The sequence below is a fragment of the Streptomyces sp. SID12488 genome, assembly GCF_010548275.1.
Classification (GTDB): Bacteria; Actinomycetota; Actinomycetes; order Streptomycetales; family Streptomycetaceae; genus Streptomyces.
The window spans coordinates 1-410 of the sequence record NZ_JAAGLT010000118.1 but is presented as its reverse complement, the minus strand read 5'-3'; the positions used below and the strand labels follow the sequence as shown (position 1 = coordinate 410).

Annotated in this window: 1 protein-coding gene; it reads left to right on the top strand. The window is 70.2% G+C overall.

Features of this window, described 5'->3' with window-relative positions; all coding sequences use genetic code 11:
* A partial coding sequence (locus G3I56_RS42780; RefSeq protein ID WP_164418948.1) for a (Fe-S)-binding protein occupies positions 1–407 on the top strand: 407 nt, incomplete at its 5' end.
* Positions 408–410 lie beyond the last annotated feature (3 nt).

Here is a 410-nt window from a genome sequence, read left to right as displayed (position 1 = left end):
TGACGGAGTTCCTGGTGGACGTCCTCGGGGTCACCGACGTCGGAGCGTACTTCCCGCACACCGTGACCTACCACCCCTCCTGCCACGGCCTGCGCCTGCTGCGGCTCGGGGACAGACCCCGCAGGCTCCTCGAACCGGTCAAGGGCCTGGAGCTGCGCGAGCTCCCCGGCGCCGAGGAGTGCTGCGGCTTCGGCGGCACCTTCGCCGTCAAGAACCCCGATGTCTCCGCCGCCATGGGTCAGGACAAGGTCCGCAACGCCGTCGCCACCCGGGCCTCCGTCCTGTGCGGCGCGGACAACTCCTGTCTGATGCACATCGGCGGCATCATCCGCCGCCAGGACGAGCCCCTGCGGGCGCTGCACATCGCCGAGATCCTCAGCGCGACGGAAGAGGAGCCCCACGTATGAGCG